This window comes from Actinomadura sp. NPDC048394 (assembly GCF_040651755.1).
In the GTDB taxonomy this organism is placed as follows: Bacteria; Actinomycetota; Actinomycetes; order Streptosporangiales; family Streptosporangiaceae; genus Spirillospora; species Spirillospora montaniterrae.
In genome coordinates this window covers 51,715-71,424 of record NZ_JBEZJL010000048.1, presented here as the reverse complement: position 1 = coordinate 71,424, position 19,710 = coordinate 51,715, and the positions used below count along the sequence as shown (strand labels likewise).

Annotated in this window: 16 protein-coding genes and 2 tRNA genes; 6 read left to right on the top strand and 12 right to left on the bottom strand. The window is 70.2% G+C overall.

Going from position 1 to position 19,710, the window contains the following annotated elements; all coding sequences use genetic code 11:
• The first annotated feature begins 771 nt into the window (after positions 1-771).
• A complete protein-coding gene (locus tag AB0C78_RS31285) occupies positions 772-2,292 on the top strand; it encodes a cyclic nucleotide-binding domain-containing protein (RefSeq protein WP_360754800.1) in 1,521 nt (506 codons plus the stop codon).
• A 75-nt stretch (positions 2,293-2,367) separates the two neighbouring features.
• Here the strand turns inward: AB0C78_RS31285 and AB0C78_RS31280 are convergent, their stop codons facing one another.
• The gene (locus AB0C78_RS31280) at positions 2,368-3,675 is read right to left on the bottom strand and encodes a HAMP domain-containing sensor histidine kinase (RefSeq protein WP_360754798.1); all 1,308 of its coding nucleotides are present in this window, start codon (positions 3,673-3,675) and stop codon (positions 2,368-2,370) included.
• A gap of 165 nt (positions 3,676-3,840) precedes the next feature.
• Positions 3,841-5,334, bottom strand: coding sequence for an MFS transporter (locus AB0C78_RS31275; protein ID WP_360754795.1), 1,494 nt, complete (start codon positions 5,332-5,334; stop codon positions 3,841-3,843).
• Positions 5,335-5,405: 71 nt separating this feature from the next.
• Between AB0C78_RS31275 and AB0C78_RS31270 the strand changes: the two genes are divergently transcribed.
• On the top strand, positions 5,406-6,296 hold the full coding sequence (locus tag AB0C78_RS31270) for a LysR family transcriptional regulator (protein WP_360754793.1): 891 nt from the start codon (positions 5,406-5,408) through the stop codon (positions 6,294-6,296).
• On the opposite strand, the gene AB0C78_RS31265 is transcribed toward AB0C78_RS31270, so the two are convergent.
• The 3 genes from AB0C78_RS31265 to AB0C78_RS31255 all read right to left on the bottom strand — a co-directional run bounded on the left by AB0C78_RS31265 (position 6,293) and on the right by AB0C78_RS31255 (position 10,566).
• On the bottom strand, positions 6,293-7,225 hold the full coding sequence (locus tag AB0C78_RS31265) for a glycerophosphodiester phosphodiesterase family protein (RefSeq protein ID WP_360754790.1): 933 nt from the start codon (positions 7,223-7,225) through the stop codon (positions 6,293-6,295). The two genes, AB0C78_RS31270 and AB0C78_RS31265, sit on opposite strands and share 4 nt — an antisense overlap.
• Positions 7,226-7,381: 156 nt before the next feature.
• Positions 7,382-9,103, bottom strand: a complete 1,722-nt coding sequence (locus tag AB0C78_RS31260) for an adenylate/guanylate cyclase domain-containing protein (protein WP_360754787.1) — start codon at positions 9,101-9,103, stop codon at positions 7,382-7,384.
• 41 nt (positions 9,104-9,144) lie between these two features.
• Positions 9,145-10,566 carry an amino acid permease gene (locus tag AB0C78_RS31255; protein ID WP_360754784.1) on the bottom strand — a complete coding sequence of 474 codons (1,422 nt, stop codon included), beginning with the start codon at positions 10,564-10,566 and terminating at the stop codon, positions 9,145-9,147.
• A 265-nt stretch (positions 10,567-10,831) separates the two neighbouring features.
• Between AB0C78_RS31255 and AB0C78_RS31250 the strand changes: the two genes are divergently transcribed.
• From AB0C78_RS31250 to AB0C78_RS31240, 3 genes are all read left to right on the top strand, one after another.
• A tRNA-Asp gene (locus tag AB0C78_RS31250) sits at positions 10,832-10,909 on the top strand.
• Positions 10,910-10,929: 20 nt separating this feature from the next.
• A tRNA-Phe gene (locus AB0C78_RS31245) sits at positions 10,930-11,003 on the top strand.
• An 87-nt stretch (positions 11,004-11,090) separates the two neighbouring features.
• Entirely contained in the window at positions 11,091-12,035 is a 945-nt protein-coding gene (locus tag AB0C78_RS31240; RefSeq protein ID WP_360754782.1) for a tyrosine-type recombinase/integrase, read from the top strand.
• Between the two features lie 55 nt (positions 12,036-12,090).
• Here AB0C78_RS31240 and AB0C78_RS31235 read toward each other — a convergent pair whose 3' ends face one another.
• From AB0C78_RS31235 to AB0C78_RS31215, 5 genes are all read right to left on the bottom strand, one after another.
• On the bottom strand, positions 12,091-12,321 hold the full coding sequence (locus AB0C78_RS31235; protein ID WP_131756720.1) for a hypothetical protein: 231 nt from the start codon (positions 12,319-12,321) through the stop codon (positions 12,091-12,093).
• Positions 12,322-13,208: 887 nt separating this feature from the next.
• Positions 13,209-13,652 carry a hypothetical protein gene (locus AB0C78_RS31230; protein ID WP_360754778.1) on the bottom strand — a complete coding sequence of 148 codons (444 nt, stop codon included), beginning with the start codon at positions 13,650-13,652 and terminating at the stop codon, positions 13,209-13,211.
• Entirely contained in the window at positions 13,637-14,593 is a 957-nt protein-coding gene (locus AB0C78_RS31225; RefSeq protein ID WP_360754776.1) for an aminoglycoside phosphotransferase family protein, read from the bottom strand. The genes AB0C78_RS31230 and AB0C78_RS31225 overlap by 16 nt, the downstream gene beginning before the upstream one ends.
• Complete coding sequence (locus tag AB0C78_RS31220) at positions 14,583-15,335, bottom strand: hypothetical protein (protein ID WP_360754773.1); 753 nt, start codon at positions 15,333-15,335, stop codon at positions 14,583-14,585. Before AB0C78_RS31220 ends, AB0C78_RS31225 begins: the two co-directional genes overlap by 11 nt.
• Before the next feature lie 489 nt (positions 15,336-15,824).
• On the bottom strand, positions 15,825-16,265 hold the full coding sequence (locus AB0C78_RS31215; protein WP_360754770.1) for an ATP-binding protein: 441 nt from the start codon (positions 16,263-16,265) through the stop codon (positions 15,825-15,827).
• Between the two features lie 170 nt (positions 16,266-16,435).
• Here AB0C78_RS31215 and AB0C78_RS31210 point away from each other — a divergent pair, with 170 nt between their 5' ends.
• Positions 16,436-17,773: an XRE family transcriptional regulator gene (locus tag AB0C78_RS31210; protein WP_360754768.1), complete on the top strand. Its 1,338-nt coding sequence runs from the start codon at positions 16,436-16,438 to the stop codon at positions 17,771-17,773.
• Here the strand turns inward: AB0C78_RS31210 and cutA are convergent.
• Both cutA and AB0C78_RS31200 read right to left on the bottom strand, forming a co-directional pair.
• A complete protein-coding gene (gene cutA, locus AB0C78_RS31205; RefSeq protein WP_360754766.1) occupies positions 17,736-18,071 on the bottom strand; it encodes a divalent-cation tolerance protein CutA in 336 nt (111 codons plus the stop codon). The two genes, AB0C78_RS31210 and cutA, sit on opposite strands and share 38 nt — an antisense overlap.
• Before the next feature lie 98 nt (positions 18,072-18,169).
• Positions 18,170-19,666 (bottom strand): TnsA endonuclease N-terminal domain-containing protein, encoded by a 1,497-nt coding sequence (locus AB0C78_RS31200; RefSeq protein ID WP_360754764.1) that lies wholly within the window; start codon positions 19,664-19,666, stop codon positions 18,170-18,172.
• Between the last annotated feature and the right edge of the window lie 44 nt (positions 19,667-19,710).

Below are 19,710 nucleotides of genomic sequence, written 5' to 3'. Positions count from 1 at the left end.
GTCCGCGATTACCCGGGATTCCGGACGATCAGCAGGTTTCGGCGTGCTGTATGTCGGTAGACTATGTTGTAATGTGCTAGGTAGCAGAATAGCAGCAACCGTCGCGCAAGAGGGCGGGTTGCTACCTCAGAACGGACACGATCCTGACACAGGGTGAACACGCGGCGGGGGCACCGCGGCGGCCCGGTGGACGGGACCGGGAACGGAATCGCACGACCCGGCGGCTCGGGCAGCGGCCACCGGGCGGGCCCGCGGGGAGGCGATCCAGAGAAGGCGCTTTTCGGTAATTCCAGAAGAACAGAAAGAGTCGCCCCCACCTTCGGACGATCACCGGTTGCGAGCCAAGACGATCGACCGGAAGGCGGGAGGCGACTCCTCGGCACCGCCGGGCACCTCGCACCGGGTCTGCGGGCCCTCCTGCACAGATGGCGGGAACACCGCACTGACCTGGTGAAATGTGCTCCGCGGACGCCCCCAGTCTAACCGCGATCACGCGGCATGGGCCATAGGTGAACGCGACTTCGGCATCGGCCCGTCCGCCGCCGGCGCCCCCCGGCGCGAAGGACGCAATGGCTCGACCCGCCCGGAGACGCGTTTTCGAGGCATGGGGTTCACCGACATGTCAGAAAAGCAGAATCGTCCCACGACCATTGTCCTTCTCCCCATTCACCGGCATTCTCCCCGTTTCCCGGGCGCCCGCGTCCCGTCCCTCCCGTCGTGGAGCCCGCGCCCGGCCGCCGCCGGCCGGGCCGTCCCGAGGCGGGGGTGGTGATGGACGGTCGCACGCACCTGCACGACCCCGACGCGGAGGCCTACTCGACGGCCGCCGCCCTCCGCGCCGTGGCGGGCGCCGTCCCCCGGCCCGCGACGGCCGAGGCGCCGCGCCCCGCCCCGCGCCCGGCGGCCGACCGCACGGCGGGCTCCACGGCGCGGCCCGAGGCCGACGGAGCGACCGGCCCCCTGCCTCCAGGAACAGCCGCTCCCGGGACGGCCGGGCCGCGGCCTCCCGAAGCCGCCAGGCCGCTGCCTTCCGAAGCCGCAGGGTCGCGGCCTCCCCAGGCGGCCGGGTCACGGCCGCCCGTGCGGTCCGGGTTCTGGGCCTCGCTCGCGCCGCTGGAGCAGGCCGGGTTCCTCGCCGCCGCGCACGACGTCGTGTACCCGCTCGGCGAAGTGCTGTGGCGCGAGGGCGACGCCGCCGACCACCTCCTCGTGATCCGCTCCGGCGCCGTGCGGATCTGCGTCGACCGGGACGGCGGCGAGCGCATCGTCGCGTTCCGCGGCCCCGGCGACATCATCGGCGAGCGCGCCGCGCTGCTGCTGCGGCGCCGGTCGGCGACCGTCGTCGCGGTCGACACCGTCCGCGCCCTGCGGATGTCCACCCAGGAGTTCGCCGCGTACCTGACCGCGCACACACGGGTGGTCGCCCTGGTGGAGAAGGAGGTGTACGACCGGCTGACCGAGCGCGTGTTCCCATCGCAGGAGCACGCCCGCGCCGCCGCGGCCCCGCTCGACCCCTACACCGGGACGAGCGCCTACGCCGCCATCACCCCGTACGACGACGACGGTGTCCTGTCCCCCTACGCCGCGCGCGCGGCGGAGCCCCCTCTGCGCCTAACCCCGTCCTACGCGCAGACCACGCCACCCGTGCAGAGCAGGGCCCTTCCTGGGGGTGCGTACGCCACCGCCGTTAAGGAGCCTCCAGCACGGCGTCCGTGGACGGGCCACATGTGCTCCATCATGTTCGTCGACATAGCGTCCTTCAGCGCGCCGTACCGCACCGACATGGACCGGCTCGAGATGCGCCGGATCATGTACGAGCTGCTGTGGGAGGCGTTCGCGGAAGCGGGCGTCCCGTGGGACGAGTGCCACCGCGAGGACCGCGGCGACGGCGCCCTGATCGTCGTCCCGCCCGAGACGCCCGCCGCCGCCGTCGAGCCGGTCGTCGCGCGGCTCGCCGCGTCGCTGCGCCGCCATAACCGGACCGCGCAGGAGGCCGTCCGCATCCAGCTGCGGGTGGCATTGCACGTCGGCCCGGTGACCGCCGACCCGCAGGGCGTGTCCGGCTCCTCGGTGATCCACGCGGCCCGGCTGCTGGACGCCCGCCCGCTCCGGCAGCGCCTCGCCGAGACCCGCGCCGACCTCGCCTTCGTCGCGTCCGCGTTCCTGTACGAGACGGTGCTCGCGCACGCGCCCGGCCACGACGCCGCCCGGTACGCGCCGTTCACCTCCCGGGTGAAGGAGTCGCGGCTCAAGGGCTGGATCCGGGTCGCGGACACCGGCCCCCGCGACTGACCGGCGCCACGGCGAACGCCGCGCCGACGGACGCCGCGACGGCGACCGGCGCGACGGCGGACGCCGCGGCGCCGGTCACGACTCGCGCGGGATGCGGAGGACGAACCGGGCGCCGCGGTCGCTGTCCTCGACGTTCAGCGTGCCGCCGTGCGCCTTGGCGATCTCGCGGGCGATCGGGAGGCCGAGGCCGGTGCCGTTGGCGTCGCGGGCCTTGCCGTCCTTGAGCCGCGCGAACCGCTGGAAGACGACCTCGCGGTCCTCCGGCGCGATGCCGGCGCCGTCGTCCCGCACCTCCAGGACCGCGACGCCGTCGTCGTCCCGGACGGTGATGTCGACCCGCGACTCGGCGTGCCGCTCGGCGTTGTCCAGCAGGTTCGTGAACAGCCGGACCAGCCGCAGCCGGTCGCCGCGCAGCTGCACGCCCTCCTGCAGGTCCGGGACGATCCGCTTGCTGCGGTCCGACCGGGCCAGCTCGATGGTGACCAGGGCGGCGAGGTCGATCGTCTCGGTGTCCTGCCAGGCGCCGGCGTCCAGCCGGGCGAGCTGCAGCAGGTCCGTGACGATCGCCTGCAGCCGGTCGAGGGTCTGCAGGACGGTCCGGGCGGTCCGGGGCCAGTCGGTGTCGTCGGCGTACAGCAGCGCCTCCTCCAGCTGTGTGCGCGCGGCGGCGATCGGGCTGCGCAGGTCGTGCGAGGCGTCGGAGGTGAAGCCGCGCTGCCGGGCGAGCGCGGCGTCCAGCCGGTCGAGGGTCGCGTTGACGGCCTCGGCGAGCATCCGGATCTCGTCCCGGTTCTCCGGCACGGTGACCCGGCGCCCCGACTTGCTCGCGGTGATCTCGGTCAGCTCGCGGCGGATCCCGTCGACGGGCGCGAGGGTCCGGTCGACGGTCCGCCACGTCCGCAGGCCGACCATCAGCACCAGCAGCAGGCCCACGCTGATCACGAAGGTGATCAGGCCGCCGCTGACGAACCACGGCACGTTCGGCGCGGCGGCGTACACCTGCCACTCCCCGGACGGCAGCCGGACGGTGAAGTCGATCACCCAGTGGCAGCCGCGCAGGCCGGCCGGCGGGCAGAGCACCTGGGCGTCCTTGAAGCCGGTCGCGGCGCCCGGCCGGAACGTGGCCATCGGCGGCCCGGCCACGTGGCCCGGCGTCCCGGCGACCACGGTGTTCCGCGGGTCCAGCACCTGGACGGCGATGCCGTGCGGCGCGCCGACGACGCCGCGCACCGGGCGGCGGCGGAACTCCTCGGCGACCTTCATCGCCGCGGACAGCGCCTGGTTGCGCTTGTACTCGGTGGCGCGGCCGCGCACCCCGACGACGATCATGGCGATGAGCACGGCGCAGATGAGGGCGGAGACCGTCCCGGCAATCACGGTCATCCGCACCCGTATGGACCATGTGCGCCGTCCGTACACCCGACCTCCCGCAGGTGAGGTAATCACCCGCAGGACCGGATTCAGTCCTCGCGACGGGCGCCCGGCACCCAAGAGAGGCCAAAGAAATGGTTGCCCATGACCGGCCGCTGACCTGCGATGACACCGCTTTCACCCGCCGATGCGAGACCCTTCGCCCGCGGGCCGCTCCCGGGCGGGCGGTTCCCCGGCAGGTCGGTCGCGGGCGCAGAGCACCGCGGCCACGGCCGCCACCGCCAGCAGCGCGGCCGCCGACGTCCACAGCGCGTGGTGCAGCCCCCGGACGAACGCCGCCGCGCCGTCCGGATCCAGCCGCCCCGGCCCGCCGCCGCCGGGCAGGCCCGCGTAGACCAGGGCGCCGAGCACCGCGACGCCGAACACCTGCCCGACCTGCCGCAGCGCGTTCGTCACCGCCGACGCCATCCCGGCCCGCGACGCGTCCACCGCCGACATCGCGATCGTGGTGATCGGCGTCCCGCAGAGCCCGATCCCCGCGCCGAGCAGCGCGAAGTCCCACCAGACGGCGCCCGTCCCGGTGCCGGGCGCGAGGCGCAGCAGGCCGAGCGTCGCCGCGCCGCTGACCAGCAGGCCCGTCACCAGCAGCGCCCGCTCCCCCACCCGGTGGACGAGCCGCCCCGACAGCGTCGCGGCCACCGCGTACGCGACGCCGATCGCCGACACCTCCAGCCCCGCACCGACCGGCGAGCGGCCCTGGACCTGCTGGAAGAACGCGCTGAAGTACACGATCGCGCCGACGAACGCAAAGAACACCACCAGCGCCACCAGGTTCGCGGCGGCGAACCGGGGCCGCAGGAACAGCGTCACGTCGACGAGGGGCTGCCGGGCGCGCCGCTCCCACCAGGCGAAACCGGCCAGCGCGGCGGTCCCGGCGGCGAAGGCGAGCAGGACCGGCGCCGACGTCCAGCCCGCGTCCTGCCCCTGGATCGTCGCGAACGCCAGCAGCGCCACCCCGGCCGTGGTGAGCGCGGCGCCCGGCCAGTCGAACGGCCCGCGCGCCGCCTCCGGCCGGGGGATGCGGGGGACGAACCGGCCGGCGGCGGCGACCAGCACGGCGGTCAGCGGGACGTTCAGCAGGAACACCCAGCGCCAGCCGAGCCCGGCGACGATCAGCCCGCCGAGCGGCGGCCCGACCGCCAGCGCCAGCCCGGACGCGGTGGACCACAGCCCGATCGCCATCGCGCGGCGGCGGCCGTCCTCGAACACCGTCCTGATCAGCGTGAGGCTGCCCGGCACCAGCAGCGCGGGGCCGAGGCCCTGCAGGACGCGCCCGGCGAGCAGCGTCCCGGTGGCCGGCGCCAGGCCGGTGACCAGGGAGCCCGCGCCGAACACCGCCGTCCCGGCCATGAACAGGCCCTTGCGGCCGAGGCGGTCGCCGAGCGCGCCGCCCGCGACGAGGAGGCTCGCGTAGACCAGCACGTAGGCGTCCACGACCCACTGCAGTGCCGCGGGACCGGCGTGCAGGTCGCGGCCGATCGTCGGGAGCGCGACGCTGACGACCGTGGTGGACACGACGGCGAGGAACAGGCCGACGGCCGCGACCGCGAGGGTGCCCCACGCGTCCGCCGGGCCGATCGCCCCGTCCAAAGCGGGAGGTTCTGCGCGCATGCCACCAGCGTGCGTCCCGAGTCGGCCAGAAGTCCAAGAGCTGGACGCTCTCGCTGTTAGCATCCCCGGTTATGGAGCTGCGCCAGCTGGAGTACTTCGTGGCGGTGACGGAGGAGGCCAGCTTCACCAAGGCCGCCGCGAAGCTGCACGTCGCGCAGCCCGGCGTCAGCGCGCAGATCCGGCAGCTCGAACGCGAGCTCGGGCAGCCGCTGCTCGACCGCTCCGGGCGCACCGTCCGGCTGACCGAGGTCGGCGCCGCCGTGCTGCCCTACGCGCGGGCCGCGCTCGCCGCCGTCGAGGGCGCGAAGCTGTCGGTGGACGAGCTGACCGGCCTGCTGCGCGGGCACGTCACCATCGGCACCATCGACTGGATCGCCTCCCTCGACCTGCCGGGACTGCTCGCCGGGTTCCACCGCGACCACCCGAACGTGGAGATCACCGTCGTCCAGGACGAGTCGGCGTCGCTCGCCGAGGCGCTGCTCGCCGGCCGCACCGACCTCGCGTTCCTCAGCCTCGGCGCGGAGCCGCCGCCGGGGATCGCCGTCCAGCCCGTCATCGAGCAGGACCTGTTCGCCTCGATGTCCCGCGACCACCCGCTCGCCGGCCGCTCGTCGATCACCCTGCGCGCGCTCGCCGAGCAGGACCTCGTCAGCCTGCCGAAGGGCACCGGGCTGCGAGCCGTCCTGGACGAGGCGTGCGCGGCCGCCGGCCTGCGCCCGCGGATCGCGTTCGAGGCCGGCGAGCCGCCCGTCCTCGCCCAGCTCGCCGCGCACGGGCTGGGCGTGGCGGTCCTGCCCGAGTCCGCCACCGTGATCCGGGCGGACGAGCTGGCGTCGATGCCGATCGTCCGGCCCCGGCTGCGCGGCCGGATCGCGCTGGCGTGGCGGGCGGAGGGGCCGCGCGGCCCGGCGGCGCGGGCGCTGATCGCCCGCGCCCGCGCGGTGCTGCCCTCACTCCCTTAGGCGCTCGCCTTCAGAACGGTGTGCAGGACGTCCGGCTTGTTGGTGATGACCCCGTCGACCCCGAGGTCGACCGCCTTGGCCATCTTCGTCTTGTTGTTGACCGTCCAGGTGAGCAGCCCCAGGTGCGCGGCGTGCACCTGCTTGACGTAGGTCTTCGTCAGGTCGCCGTAGGACGGGTTGACCAGGTCCGCGTACGCCTTGAGCTTCTTCAGGTCCTTCGCCTTCGGCATGCCGAGCAGGCCCGTCGGCACGCCGGGCAGGTCCTTGTGGAAGCGCTTGACCGACGCCCAGTCGAACGACTGCACGATCAGCCGGCTCCGCGCGGGCTCGCCCTTCGCGCCGAGCCAGTACGACCGGTGCCGCTTGAGCGCCGCGGCGACCCGTCCCTCGATCCCCGGATACAGCGCGGGGCTCTTCAGTTCGAGCAGCATGCCGGCGCCGGTGCCGCTCATCGCGCCCAGCACCTCGTCCAGCGTCGGGACGCGCTCGCCCTTGTACTTCTTCGCGTACCAGGACCCCGCGTCCAGCTTCTTGATCTGCTTGAGCGTGAGCTGGGAGACCTTCCAGGGCTTCAGCTTCGGGTAGACGTGCTCCACGTTCGTCGTCCTGGCCAGCGTGCCGTCGTGCAGGATGACCAGCTTGTGGTCCTTCGTCTGCTGGACGTCGAGCTCGAACATGTCCGCGTGCCGGGTCCTCGCCAGCCTGAACGACGCGAGGGTGTTCTCCGGCGCGTACGCGGACGCGCCGCGGTGCCCGACGTCGAGGATCGTGTGCGCCGTCGCCTGCCGCTCCGCGAGCGGGACGAGCGGGACGAGCGGCGGGAGCGGGGGGAGGGGGCGGTGCGGGTCAGCGACGGCCGCCGTCGCGGGACCGGTGCTCACGGCCACGGTCAGGACGGCCGTGAAGGCGAGACCATGCCGACGGGACATTGTCACCTCTCGGGGAGCCGGGGGTTGCCTGCCTCGACCCTCGATTCGGCCGATGACACCCGGGTTACGAGTCAGTAGCAGACCATGTACACAGGGTGACATTACGCATTCGGAGCGTGCGTTACGAGCCGGACACGGCTTCTTCCCCGGATCGACTCACCCGTCCCCTTGCGGCGGTTCCTTCACCCGCCCGCTCCCCGCCCGTTTCGCGCTCTTCGCCGCCTTCGTCAGCACCAGCGCGCCGAGCAGCACCCGCCGCCCGCGCCGCAGCGGGCGCGGGAACCGCGGGCGCCGCGGCCCCTCCGCGTCCGGCGCCGGCGACGGACCCGGCACCACCGGCGCCCGCGGCGGCCTCGGCGCGCCCAGCCGGGTCGGGCGGCTCCGCCCCCGCAGCGTCACCGACCTGCCGAACTCCCACTCGTCCGACTCCGCCAGATGCGCCAGCTCCAGCACCGTCCCGGACGCCAGCACCCGCCCCGGCGAGACCTTCGCGAGATCGCTCAACCGCGCCGCCTCGTTCACCGGATCGCCGATCACCGTGTACTCGAACCGCTGCTCCGCGCCGATGTAGCCGGCCACCACCGGGCCCGCCGACACGCCGATCCCCGCGTCCAGCATCGGCACCTCCGCGCGCAGCCGCACCGCCAGCTCCCGCGCCGCGCCGAGCGCCCCGCCCGCCGAGTCCTCCAGCTCCGTCGGCGCCCCGAAGATCGCCAGCGCCGCGTCCCCCTCGAACTTGTTGATCCACCCGCCGTGCCGCGCCACCACCGCCACCACCACGCCGAAGAACCGGTTCAGCAGCCCGACCACCTCGTCCGGGCCCCGCGTGTCCGCCAGCCGCGTCGACCCCGTCAGGTCGACGAACAGCACCGCCACCTCGCGCGTCTCGCCGCCCAGCTCGATGTCGCCGCGCTCCAGCGCCAGCCCCGCGACCTCCTCGCCGACGTGCCGGCCGAACAGGTCCCGCAGCCGCGCGTTCTCCCGCAGCCCCGCCACCATGTGGTTGAAGCCCGCCTGCAGCTGCCCGACCTCGCTCGCGTCGTACACCGCCACCTCGGCGCCGAGGTCGCCCCGCTCCACCTGCGCCATCCCCGTCCGGACGGACTTGATCGGGTCCGCGATGGCCCGCGTCGCCATGTACGTCACGTACACCCCGACGGCCAGCGCCGCGCCGCCCAGCCCCAGGATCGTGATCGCGAGCTGGGTGACGTCGATGTCCGGCGCCGCGAGCGCCGCCACCGCCACGCAGATCAGGCCGAACACCGGGATCGCCGTGCCGAGCGCCCACGCGAGCATCACCCGCGTCGTCACGCCCGGCAGCCGGAACCTGCGCGGCCGCTCCGCCGCCAGCACCAGCGCCGCCGCCGGACGCAGCAGCCGCTCCGACAGCAGGTACACGATCGTGCAGGTCGTCGCCGCGCCGAGCAGGCACGTCAGGCCCGTCTTCACCGCGAGGCGGCCCGTGAACAGCACCACGTCCAGCCCCGCCCAGCCCGCCGCGCCGACCCCCCACAGCGCGCCGACCAGCACCGTCAGCCGCAACGGCCCTAACAGGACCGCGCGTCCCTGTACCCGGTCCGGCATCCCGCCGCCCCGCACCAGGCTCACCACCGGACGCCACAACCACAGCCCCGCGACCAGCGCGATCGGCCCCGCCACCACCGGATAGCTGAAGAACGCCACCGCGTTCACCAGGTGCACGTGCTCCGGATCCCGCAGCGGCGGGTCCGGCACCACGAACGTCGCGAACAGCAGCACCACCAGGCCGCCGACGATGTTCGCGACCACCACCACGACCGCGAGCACCCACCGGACCCGCACCTCGAGCATCGTCCGGGGCACCCCGGGGAGAAGTCCGCGCGCCATCGCCCTGGACATCTGTGCGCCTCCGTCCCCGAGGTCCCACGGAAATCATCGCACTAGGCGGTGGTGCTCTCCTCGGCGATCGCGGCGTCCGCCGGCGCCTCCCGCTGCGAGCTCCGCCACACCAGCGGCCAGCCCGCGAGGACCAGCACGAGCCACCCCGCCATCACGTACAGCGCGACCCGCGTGTCCGACTCCCACGCGATCGTCACCGTGACGAACGCGAAGAACGCCAGCACCAGCCAGTTCGTGTACGGCGCCCACGGCATCCGGTACGGCGCCCTGGGCAGCAGCCCCGCCGCCGCCTTGCGCCGGTACGCCATGTGCGCCACCAGGATGACGCTCCACACCAGGATCGCGCCACCCGTCGACACCGACGTGATGTACTCGAACGCCTTGTCCGGCACGACCGCGTTGACGACGACCCCCACGCCCATGACGAGCGCGGAGATGACGACGGTGAGCACCGGCACGCCGCGCCCGTTCAACCGCCCGAGCGCCTGCGGCCCGTCCCCGTTGACCCCGGCCGTCCGCAGCATCCGCGACGTCGAGTACAGCCCGCCCGCGTTGCACGACGACAGCGCCGCCGTCAGCACCACGAAGTTGACGATGTCCCCGCCGCCCGGAATGCCGATCCTGTCGAACGCCAGCACGAACGGGCTCGCCCCGCCCTTGAACGCCGTCCACGGCACCACCGCCATGATCACCAGTAGCGACACCAGGTAGAACAGCGCGAACCGCACCGGCAGCGCGTTGATCGCCCGCGGGATGTTCTTCTCCGGGTCCTTCGCCTCGCTCGCCGTCACGCCCACGAGCTCGACGCCCAGGTACGCGAACATCACCATCTGCAGCGTCATCAGCGTCGGGCTAATCCCCTCCGGGAAGAACCCGCCCTGATCCCAGAGGTTCGACACGCTCGCCGTCTTCCCGGCGTCGCTGAACCCGAAGACCAGCACCCCGATCCCCACCAGGATCATCATCACGATCGCCGCGACCTTGATCATCGCGAACCAGAACTCCAGCTCGCCGAAGAGCTTCACGGAGATCAGGTTGACCACGAACAGCACGACCAGCGCCACCAGCGCCGTCTGCCACTGCTCGACCCCCGGGAACCACTTCTGGACGTACTTCCCGGCCGCCGTCAGCTCGGCCATCCCGGTCGTCACCCAGATGATCCAGTACGTCCACGTCGTGGCGTACCCCCAGAACGGGCCCAGGAACTCACGGGCGTACCCGGCGAAACCCCCCTCCGCGTGCCGGTAGGTGAGCAGCTCACCGAGCGCCCTCATGACGAAGAACAGCATCAAACCCGCGACGGCGTACGTCAGCACGAGACTCGGGCCGGCCTTGGCGATGTTCTCCCCGGCGCCGAGGAACAGCCCGGTGCCGATGGTGCCGCCGATGGCCAGCATCTGGATCTGGCGGGTTCCGAGCCCGCGCTGATAGCCGTCCGCTTGGTCTGGGAGCTTTGCGACCACGCGTTCTTTCCAGCCTCTCACGTCTACGGCCGCCCCTCCTGGGACGGCTCTGGCCCGGCCAGACTAGGAACCGTCCCCCCGAATGCGGAAACTCACCCCCGCATCCACCCGATGACGCTCCGTGTCCCCCGTCCTCCCCCATCCCGCCCGCGGTTAACGAGTTGGCGCCGCCCTCGGGAGTCGCGTATGCTCTCGGACGTCGCCAAAGACCGGCAGCCCGCCGGTCAGGCCACCGCCCCGAAGCCGCTAAGCTCGAGGCAAGCAAGGTCCTGTGGAGCAGTTAGGAGTGCTCGCCACCCTGTCAAGGTGGAGGCCGCGGGTTCAAATCCCGTCAGGACCGCCAGACGCGCCGACGCGCGTCCTGGGCAGGTAGCTCAGTCGGTACGAGCGTCCGCCTGAAAAGCGGAAGGTCGGCGGTTCGACCCCGCCCCTGCCCACCTTGGTCCTCTGACCAGCGGAAACACCGGTAACGGATTGATCACTTCCGGTGTACACCGCTTGAACAGAGGAAAACTCTCACTCCAATGGGTACCGCGCGTACGCGGCGTCCGAAGGACCTCCGAGCAGGCGCCTTCCAGCCCGCGATCAACTCGTTCACCCTGCATCTCAACGCCGAGGGGAAGTCCCCGAAGACCGTCCGCACCTACGCCGAAGCGGCGCAGTGGTTCGCGGCCGAGCATCTTCGACGCAACACCGACCACACCGACTGGGATGACGTCACCGCCGACGACGTCCGTGCCTGGACGGTCTGGCTGCTCAACACCTACTCCGACAGCTACGCCAACAACCAGTACCGGGCGCTGCAGCAGTTCTTCAAGTGGTGGTCCACCGACGAAGAGCTGCCCAACCCGATGGCGAAGCTCCGTCCGCCCGCCGTCGGCGAGAAGGTCGTCCCGGTCTTCACCGACGACGAACTCACCAAGCTCCTCAAGCACTGCGAAGGGAAAGCCTTCACCGAGCGCCGCGACTTCGCCATCCTGTCGCTGTTCAAGGCGACCGGGCTGCGGCTGTCCGAACTCGCCGGCATCACCTACGACTCCGACGACCCCGACCGCAGCGACCTGGACCTGATGCGCCGCGAACTCCTCGTCACCGGTAAGGGCAACAAGCAGCGCATCGTCCGCTTCGGCCACCCGTCCGCCCGAGCCATCGACCGCTACATCCGGGTGCGCGCCAAGCACACCTACGCCTCCAGCCGGCACCTGTGGCTGGGCACCAATAACCGTCCACCCATGACGGCCAACGGCATCTACCAGATGGTCGTCCGCCGCGGCGAGGAATGCGGCGTCGCCGTCCACCCGCACAAGTTCCGCCACCACTTCTCCCATACCTGGCTCGACAAGGGTGGCGCCGAAGGCGACCTCATGGAACTCAACGGCTGGTCATCGCCCCAGATGCTCCGCCGCTACGGCCGCAGCGCCGCCAGCACCCGAGCCCGGCGCACCTACGACCGCATCATGGAGGACTGACAACGTCACGACGAAGCCCCGGCGCGGTACGCGCCGGGGCTTCGCTGTATGTAGGTCAGCCCTTCTTCCTCACCTGCGCCGACCGCTTGGCCAGCCGCAGCATGTACGCCCGCTTGGCCAACTCGGCCCGCCGCCGTCGCTCCTCCACCGGAAGCACGCCCTCCGGGTCAACCTCTCGCTCGAACCGCGCCAGGAACGCATCCCTCCCCGGCTTCGTGCGCTGCTTCCGATCCCCGGTCTTGCTCCAGGACACAAGCACAGCGATCCGCTTGTCGATCCCCGCCACAGTCCCCCTGTCCAGCGTTGTGTATGAGCAGAGCTGTCTCCCTTCTGCCGCTGACTTCGGTCGGACACCTGGCTGCCTTCGTGTGACTTCGCGGCGTTTAGGCGCCATCGCTTTAAGGCGACTAACCCGACGATGCATTGCACAACGACGACGGTCAACGTCCGCATGCACGAGGCGTGTTGCACTCACCTGACGTGTGCATATCCGAAGTTCCCGTTATCTCATTGTTCGCCCTACCTGCCCTGCGGCAGGCAGTTGTCCGCGAGTCGGCCCGGCCCCCGACCGCTCCTCCGCCGCACGGCGGACGGGCCGTCCGCAGTTCGGCCGACACCGTCCGCACTTCGGTCGAAGCCGTCCGCGCGAGCGGACAGCCGTCCGGCCCCCCGGACGAAGCGGCGACGGAGGGCTCCCGCTCCCTCCGCGCTCCCGACGGAGCGTTATCGCGTTGTCCGGTGAGGGAGTCTCAGTTCCCATCTCGGCTCCGCTCACGCTTGCTCTGGAGGGATGGCGGTTCTGCGTCTCGTTCTGTCGCCAGAATCCGAGGTCAGTCGACCCGCCTGCGGACAGCAGCGCATCCGGGATCGCGCCCGATCCCCCGGCCTCACGGCAGAGCACCGCGCTCGGTGCGCTTAAAGGCACGAAATCCATATCTTGCCCCGCGCAGCCTGCGACGGGCGGGCATCAGGTGCCCCTACAGTCGTGCAGGCAGCACCGCCAACCCCAGGCGGGGCAAGAAATGGATAACGCACCTCTTATGTGATGGAACCGGGCGCGGTTCCATCACTGACGGCCTTCCGGCCGATCCGAGCTCGCTGGCCTTCTCATGAAGGACAGGCGGCGTGACGGCGCCTTCAAGTTGGAGGGCTGGCCTGGATCGCGTCGACCGTTCACAGGAGGTTGGCGAGGGTGGTGGTCGCCTCGTCGAGCTGGTCGTTGGGAAAGTGGATCTGGGCCCAGGCGGAGAGTTGGACGCCGTTGTCGTCCGCGAGCAGGTACACGTAGCTCTCCCAGGCGTCCGGGCGGGTCCAGCGGTTGAAGCGATCACGGAACCGGGGTTGCTCGGCGAGGCGCGCGAGCATGATTCGGCCGTCTTCGACAGGCATCTTCAGCCAGGCCCGGCCTCGGTAATACTGGCCGAAGCGTTCGCGCCCGGCGCCGTCCCCGCTGAGAGCTGTGGACTCGCCGAGGTCCTGGCAGCACCCGGCCGTGCGCAGTCCCATCGCCCATAGCGCCTGGACGAGCGGGACCATCGTCAGGTCGATGTCCGCGGCACCTCCCTCGGGGAGAGCGAGCCGTGTGGACGGATGGACGTTGTTCACTGCGTCAGGCATCGCGCTGCCTCCGTCAGGTGCCTCAAGACCGTGCGCTGAGTCGCCGCGTCGTTTGCAGGATCGGGCATCCAGCGGACGCATTGCTGTAGGTACCACTCGCAGATCCATACGCGGTGCCAGCCGCCAGCCCACTTCTCAGCAGGCAATCCGCCACGCTCTGACGCAGCATGCTCACTCCCACCCGCCGCGATGTAGGCGCGAATCATCCGGGCCACGGCCTCGGTGTCGAGCGGTTTCGGAGTGTCCTCCCAGGACGCCAAGTCCAGTAGGCCAGGCCCGTTGAAGGCTCTCGCCCAGTCGAGGATCTTCACACCGGTTGCGCCGACGTGCAGGGATGTGGGGTGGAATTCGCTGTGACACAGCCCGTACGGCGGGATATCCACACCCTGTGCACGACGTTGACTGACTGCGTCGAGCCGCTCCAGCAGACGTTGGATCTCGGCGGTGTTCGTCCATCGTCCAGCCGAGCGCAGCATTTCCAGCCAGCGATGAGCACGGCTCGGCAGAGCAGCCAGAGCGGCAGCATCGAGGGCAGTGAGGCCGACCATTGGCGGACAGCGGTGCACCTGGACGGCCGCCTGCGCTCCGACGCTCATCGGAGCGTCCTCGTCCGGCGCCGGCCCCAGGTCTTCCAGCAGCATGGCGAGATGACCCTCCTCGGTACGGGTCGCGGCGAGCACCGCAGGCACAGGCACGCCATGGACCTTCGCGTACCGCAGTACCTCGGCCTCTCGGGTGAACGGCTCGCGCGCCGTCTTGCAGATGACCGAGCCGCCGTCCGCGAGGCGAACCCGCTCGACTGCCGACATGTCCCAGACGTGGAGCGGCTCGCGGCTAATCGGACGAGTCGCCAAACCCGCCGACGTGATCAGCGCGTGCAGGACCCCCGAGGGGGCGGACAGCGTGTCCGCCCCCTCGGGCCCGTAGTCGTCACCGGCCACAGGACTCCACCCGCTCGATCCAGTCATCCCCGAACTGTGCCAGCTCGCGATGGAACTCGGCGAGGTCCGCGCCAAACGGCACGACGCACCCGCCGCGCATGTCCGCCTGGGACTGGCACCCGTGCACGAGCTTGCCGCCCAGTGCGGCGTTGGCCTTGACGGCCTCGACGCGCCGGGCCTCGTCGAACCAGGTGCCGTGGTACAGCTCGTCCAGGAGCCGGGAACCCTCCTGGTCCAGGCCGTAAACGACCTTGCAGGCGATGGGGAACATCCACGCCGGCCCGACGTTGGTGATCGTGCCGTCCTTCTCGACCCGGTTGAGGGCCATGAGCGTGCAGCACTCGCGCAGCATCCGCAGGTGCTCGCTGCGGACGCCGAGCGCCGCCAGGCCTCGGTCGTTCAGGTGTGCGTCGCGGAACTGCCAGGCGTTGACCTTCCACGCCACCTGGAGGACCTCGGCAGCGTCGTCGGTGATCCTGCCGTGCGCCTTGACGTACTCGAGGGCGATCTGCTCGATGGTGGCGTCGGGCGTCTCGACCGCCGGGAGCAGCTCGGCCTCGACGCCGGCCCAGTCGCAGACCAGCCAGCTCGGGTTCTCGTACCGGAAGAAGTAGGCCGCCGGGTTGATGGTGAGGCGGGTGTCGTCCACGGTGACGCCGTCGATCTTGTTCCAGCCGGAGTGGAATGGCTCGGGCATCGTGACGTCGATGATCGGGACGGGCTGGGCCAGCATGGTGCTCACGACTTCTCCTTTGAGTCTTGCGGCACTGATGGCGAGCGAACTGCGGCCCTGGTGTCCTGGGAGCCTGCTGCCAGCGCCCCGCCATCCGGGCCGCCGTTCGGCGGGGCACTACTCCGCATCAGCGATCAGTGGGCGTGGGCCCCTGCGAGCGACGAACCACCTTCCTTTCTGCATGGCGGAGCCCAGGTACTACGGGGCTTGCCGCGTGGATCGGGGAGTGGGCCTCCGGACGGGGCGATTCCTCGGGGGCTGGAAACCCCGTCCGGAGGGGATTCGAGCCTCCGGACGGCGACAAGGCGGCGCACCGCGTGCCAATCGCCGTCCGGAGGGCCTCCCTCTGCACCGCCGCTCGCCGGTAGGCGGCGCAGGAGGGAGGTGCTTGTTACGGGTCGTCCGGCCGGCTCCCGCACGGAACGGCCGGCTCCAGGGACAGCTCTCGCATCAGAGACCAAGCCTCGCTGAGACCGAGCCGCGGTTCACCGTCGCTCATCATGGTGCGGCCTCCAGCAGAGCCCAGACGCATTTCCAGCCACATACGGAGCCATAGCCCCATTTCGCGGACAACTGCGCCACGATGTTCAGGCCCCGGCCGCCTTCCTCGCCGATATCCGCCAACCGGGGTCGCGGAGCCTCGTTCGGCAGTGCGTCCCACACCTCAAGAAGGATTCGACCACTGTCGGCGTAGAGCTTGAGCTTGATGCGACTGGACGTCAGGAAATCGCGCGCAAGGAATGTTATGCGCTTTTCGGTCTCCAGGATCGCGTTGGTGACGAGTTCGCTCACGATGACGCACGCGTCGTCGACCAGGCTCGTATGGCCGAGATCGCGCAGCGCTCTCGCGACAGCCTGCCTGGATCGACTGACCTCAGAGCGGTCCAAGGTGAGGGCCAGCTCCAGATAGGGCGGTCTCGTCGCTGTCACGGTCGTCATCGCCTGTCCTCGTCACGCGTCGTTGCGCATTGGGCGTCCGGTTTGGTTACGTGACAGCAAGAAACCACTGCACAAGGCGCAGTTGCTAGGGAAGACTGAATGACGTGGGCGGTCGCTGGCGGACGTGAGCGGATGCCGCCCAGGTGAGGCGTTCGGACGGAGTCGAACCGATGCGCGATGATGAAGGTCGAATGGAACTGGCCGACAAGATCCGCTTACTCCTGGAACGAAAGATCTGGTCTCAGAACCACCTCGCGAAAGAGATGCGAGACCTCGCCTCCCCCAAGGAACGCGCCCAGCTTCCGGGCCTCGACTCGATGGCCCGCCGGATCCGCGCCCACCAGCGCGGCGAGCCGGTCGGGCCCGTCTACGCCGAGTTGTACCGACGCCTCTTCGCCCGCCACACCGAGCTGTTCGCCCCAACGACCGTCTCCGCGTCCGAAGACCACATCGACCCACTCGTACTCGCCTGGACAGTAGGAAGGCTCAACCAGCGCGTGGACCGCAGAACCCTGCTCCAGCTCGCCGCCGTCACCGCGGCAGGCCCCTCCGCACTAGAACCAGCCGAGCGCCTGCTGAGAGCGCTCACCGGCCGGAACCGTCCCGACGACCAAACCGTCAAGCACCTCGAAGACCGCACCAGAGGCTTCCACCGCCTCGAAGAGCACTTGCCAGCACGCAAGCTCTACCCCGCCCTGCTGACCCACATCGGCGAGATCAGCTCACTTCTCGAAACCCCCCGATCCGAAGACCTACGCCACCGTCTCACCGTCACCGCCGGCGAATCAGCAGTACTCGCCGCCTGGTTCGCTTGGGAACTCGGCGACCGCCAGGACGCCGAACGACAAGCTCGCCTCGCTGGAGTCGCCGCCAAACAGACCAGCGACGTCGCCACCGCCGCCTGCATGAGCGGCTACCAGACCTACATGACCGGCGGAGACCACAACGCAGCCGTCACCCTCGCCACCAACGCCCTCCAGCGCCTGGGCGACGCCGATCCCGCCACCCGCGCCTGGCTCCTCGCCCGCAAAGCCGAGGAATCCGCCCTCATCGGCGACCACCGAGAAGCCCTGGAAGCCATCCGCGAAGCCGAAGACGTCTACGCCACCGCTGACATCAACGCCCGCCCCTGGACCTGCTTCGTCGACCCGACCCGCTTCGCTTCCATGACACTCTCGGTCTACTCACGCATTGCCCAGGAAGACCGCGCGATGGGAGCAAGCCAGCAAGTCGCCGCCTCCGTCGGCCCGTCCACAGAGATCAAGAAGCTCTGCGTCGTCCAAGCCGACATGGCACTGGCCCACTACCGCCTCGGCGACGTCACCGAGGCCGTCCGCTACGCCCGCTCATCCCTCGAAGCGACCACGGCCATGGCCGCCCCGCTCGGCTGGGATCGCCTCGACCAGGTCGTGGACGAGTTCGCCGGCTCCCACGTCCCGGCAGCCGATCAGTTCCGTACCGAGTACGCCGCTACCCATCCGAAGACGGCGCCGCCGTCTCTTCTCTGATCCATGTCAGGTAGTCCCCGAGTCCCCCAACGATCGGCACCGCCACGATCTCGGGGGTGTCGTAGGAGTGCGCAGCCTTGACACTGGCCACCAGCTCGCCGAGCCGATCCTCGGTCGTCTTCATCACGACCGAGTACTCCTCGTCCCTCTCCAACTTCCCCTGCCACCAGTACGCCGACGTCACCGGCCCGCTGATCTGCGCACATGCGGCCAACCGCCCCTCGACCGCCGCCTGCACAACCTTCTCCGCTTCCTCACGACTGCCCGTCGTCACATGCACTTCAAGGTTCTGCGCCATACCCGGACCCTAACCTCCCCGACCACACGCCAGACACCGAAGCCTGCACGTGTGGAACACTCACCTGAAATACGACCGGTCGCAGCGTACAAATCAGATCAAACCGCCGAGCGCCGCAGGCGCAAGCGCAGCCGGAATGGTCTCTGACGTAGATCCCAGCCCTCCTGAATTGCGAGCGCGTGAACAATGAGATAGCGCGGTTCATGCTCCCCTTGCAGAAGGCGAATGTCAGGCCAATACATAGGGCCTTGACGGAGCCGCTCCCGGAACCGGGCCCTGATCTCATCCGGCACCTGATGTCCGGCGACGGTGGCGAAGCTACGGTATCCGTCGGTCGCCAGAAATCCCCAGCCTCTGTTGGCGCACTCCTGTCGTGCCGCCGCCCACTTCGCCCGGTTGATCGTGAGGCCCATGTCAGCGAGAGGCTTGATCTCCACTAGGACGAGGTCGCCTTCACCGGTCAGCAACAACAGATCCGGATGGTAGGGGTAGATCTTGCCGTCCAACTCGTAGTCGATGGCGAGCGGTTGCTCGCAATACTCAGTCACCTGACTGCATCGGTCCAGCAGCTGCATGATGGACAGCTCAAGCCTCGAGTCGTAGGAGACCTCTCGGGCGAGCTTCTCGGAAAACCAGCGTCCTTCTTTGCTCGTCCGCAGCGGCACAAATCCCTCGAGTCCCTCTGCCTTGGCGCGGTGGTTCGGCCACTCGACCTGGTCTAGGACGGCCTGCACTCTCTCGTCGGTACGCTGGAGGAGGGCGTGCTCCTGGCTGGCGCGTTTTTTCTCCCGCTGCCGGGCCTTGATGATTCCGGGGATGGCCGCCCCCGCTGCCTGACTCGCTTTCTTCCCTCGCCCCGCCAACCACACGAGGGCCGAGACGGCCAGACTGGGCGGCACCTGTGGAAACGCCAGCTCGGTCGCATCCAGTAAGAGCTCGACCCGCTGGTCCTGATGGTCGGCGTCGATCTCGTCCAGCAGCCGGCTCAGCACCTGCCTGCAGTAGTCATCGGCTCGTGGAACCAGCGAGTCCCTCGGCGTCCCCAACGTCCGCAGCGCCTGCTCCTGCAATTGCCGGACCCGCTCCCTTGAGACGTCCAACTCCTCGCCGAGCTCTTTCAATGTGCGCACGGTCCCTCTGCCATCCAATCCCAGCCTCTCCTCCAGGATGTACCGACCGCGTTTTGCAGGCAGCCTGGCAACCGCTGCCGCGACGAGTTCATGCAATGCCAGGCCGACTTCGGGTGAGGTGGCAACAAGGTCGGCGGCATGGATCACCACATCCGGCAGCCCCGGCCAGTCCGCTTCGAGAACCCACTCCAGCAGGTCGAGCCTTTTTCGCCGCAGCCACAGCCGCTCCCCCGCCTTTTGGAGGGCATCCAGAGGCTGAGCGGCCAGCACTGCTGTCGCGGAACGGCACAGAAACTCGGTGCGTTGTTTCTCGGTCAACTCAAGCCCGGTGATGGCCAGCCATGTGGTCAGGACAGACCGAGGATCGCACGACGCCCCTCCGTGGCCGTGCGACCGCGATCCGGGAGGCAGTTCAAGGGGTCCTGCATCCGGCGAGAGCGGTGCGGGTTTCGGTTCGAGTTCCACGTTGGCCAGCATGCACGGCCCGAGCCGGTGGGATCTAGACATTC

Coding starts and splice junctions, on each gene's coding strand:
- AB0C78_RS31285 (WP_360754800.1), top strand. CDS start 772: ATGGACGGTCGCACGCACCTGCACGACCCCGACGCGGAGGCCTACTCG.
- AB0C78_RS31280 (WP_360754798.1), bottom strand. CDS start 3,675: ATGACCGTGATTGCCGGGACGGTCTCCGCCCTCATCTGCGCCGTGCTC.
- AB0C78_RS31230 (WP_360754778.1), bottom strand. CDS start 13,652: ATGCCTGACGCAGTGAACAACGTCCATCCGTCCACACGGCTCGCTCTC.
- AB0C78_RS31260 (WP_360754787.1), bottom strand. CDS start 9,103: ATGTCCAGGGCGATGGCGCGCGGACTTCTCCCCGGGGTGCCCCGGACG.
- AB0C78_RS31275 (WP_360754795.1), bottom strand. CDS start 5,334: ATGCGCGCAGAACCTCCCGCTTTGGACGGGGCGATCGGCCCGGCGGAC.
- AB0C78_RS31215 (WP_360754770.1), bottom strand. CDS start 16,265: ATGACGACCGTGACAGCGACGAGACCGCCCTATCTGGAGCTGGCCCTC.
- AB0C78_RS31270 (WP_360754793.1), top strand. CDS start 5,406: ATGGAGCTGCGCCAGCTGGAGTACTTCGTGGCGGTGACGGAGGAGGCC.
- AB0C78_RS31240 (WP_360754782.1), top strand. CDS start 11,091: ATGGGTACCGCGCGTACGCGGCGTCCGAAGGACCTCCGAGCAGGCGCC.
- AB0C78_RS31210 (WP_360754768.1), top strand. CDS start 16,436: ATGCGCGATGATGAAGGTCGAATGGAACTGGCCGACAAGATCCGCTTA.
- cutA (WP_360754766.1), bottom strand. CDS start 18,071: ATGGCGCAGAACCTTGAAGTGCATGTGACGACGGGCAGTCGTGAGGAA.
- AB0C78_RS31265 (WP_360754790.1), bottom strand. CDS start 7,225: ATGTCCCGTCGGCATGGTCTCGCCTTCACGGCCGTCCTGACCGTGGCC.